Raw genomic sequence first — 1,741 nt, forward strand, 5'->3', positions numbered from 1 at the left:
GGCCTCGGCGAGTTCCGCTATGCCGCTCAGGGTGTGCCCGCGTTCCAGCAGGGCGGCTATGGTGCGCAGCCGGGCCAGGTGGTGGTCGTCGTACCAGGCGATGCGGCCTTCGCGGCGGGGCGGCGGGATGAGCCCCCGCTCGCGGTAGAAGCGCAGGGTGCGCACCGTGATGCCGGCCAGGCGGGCCAGCTCGTCCATGCGGTACTCGCGCTTCCCGGACGGCTTCTCCGATGGCGTCTCCGCCTGCTTCTCTGCCTTGTCTGCCACGGTCGAACCCTAAGTCGTACCGTCGGTAACTTTCTTCGTTCCGCCCCCTACCGATGAGTACGGCTCTCCTCTACGCTCCCCATTGCGCCAGTGTTCACTGGCATGGTTACGAGCGATGCGTGGAGGCTACGGGATGGCCGAGCACGAGCATGTACGGGTGGCGGTGATCGGGTCCGGGTTCGGCGGGCTGGGCGCCGCGGTGCGGCTGCGACGGGAAGGCATCACCGACTTCGTGGTGCTGGAACGCGCCGACAGCGTCGGCGGCACCTGGCGGGACAACAGCTATCCGGGGTGCGCCTGCGACGTGCCGTCCCACCTCTACTCGTTCTCCTTCGCGCCCAACCCCGACTGGCCGCGCACCTTCTCCGGGCAGGAGCACATCCGCGCCTACCTGGAGCGGGTCGCCGACGTCTTCGGGCTGCGGCCGCATCTGCGGTTCGACTCCGAGGTCAAGCTGATGACCTGGGACGCGGNNCCCGAAGATCCCCGACATCCCCGGGCTGGACACCTTCCCCGGCAAGGTCTTCCACTCCGCGCGCTGGGACCACGACTACGACCTGAAGGGCAAGCGGGTCGCCATGGTGGGGACCGGGGCGTCCGCCATCCAGATCGTGCCCGCCATCCAGCCGCGGGTCGGCAGGCTCACCCTGTTCCAGCGCACACCCCCGTGGGTGATGCCCCGGATGGACCGCGCGATCAGCGGCGCCGAGCGGTGGCTGCACCGGCAGCTGCCGTTCACCACCCAGGCCCGGCGCGGACTGCTGTGGGGCATCCGGGAGCTGCAGGTGCAGGCGTTCACCAAGCACCCCGGTGAGCTGGGCTTCGTCGAGCAGCTGGCCAAGCGGAACATGGCCCGCGCCATCAAGGACCCGGCGCTGCGGGCCAAGCTCACGCCCGACTACCGGATCGGCTGCAAGCGGATCCTGCTGTCGAGCGAGTACTATCCGGCGCTCGCCCGGCCGAACGTCGACGTCGTCGCGTCCGGACTGACCGAGGTGCGCGGGTCGACCCTGGTCGCCGCCGACGGCAGTGAGACGGAGGCCGACGCGATCATCTTCGGCACCGGGTTCCACGTCACCGACATGCCGATCGCCGAGCGGGTCGTCGGGGCGGACGGCCGGACCCTCGCCGAGGTCTGGAAGGGCGGCATGGAGGCCCTGCGCGGCGCCTGTGCGGCCGGGTTCCCCAACTGGATGACGATCATCNNCGCCCGCCCCAGCGCGGTCGGCGCCTGGAACCGGCGGGTGCAGGAGCGGATGGAGCGCACGGTGTGGAACACCGGTGGCTGCACCAGCTGGTACCTCGACGGCAACGGCCGCAACACCACCATCTGGCCCGGCACGACCGCGGAGTTCCGGCGGGCGACGCGGCGGGTGGACCTCATGGAGTACGAGGTGCTGCGACCGCAGGCGGCGAAGGCGGGTGGGGCCACCCCGCAGTCCGGGAAGCGCTCCGCCGAGGCCGAGGCCGAGGC

General features: G+C 71.0%; 1 protein-coding gene and 1 pseudogene. One reads left to right on the top strand and one right to left on the bottom strand.

What is annotated here, in order from left to right:
- Window positions 1-198: MerR family transcriptional regulator (locus CCN42_RS44310; protein ID WP_245877221.1), on the bottom strand; the 198-nt coding region annotated here is incomplete at its 3' end.
- A 202-nt stretch (window positions 199-400) separates the two neighbouring features.
- On the opposite strand from CCN42_RS44310, the pseudogene CCN42_RS10545 reads away from it, so the two are divergent.
- Window positions 401-1,741, top strand: a pseudogene (locus CCN42_RS10545) (flavin-containing monooxygenase); the annotation flags it as partial.

Origin of the sequence: Streptomyces glaucescens (genome assembly GCF_002154375.1) — a bacterium.
In the GTDB taxonomy this organism is placed as follows: domain Bacteria; phylum Actinomycetota; class Actinomycetes; order Streptomycetales; family Streptomycetaceae; genus Streptomyces; species Streptomyces glaucescens.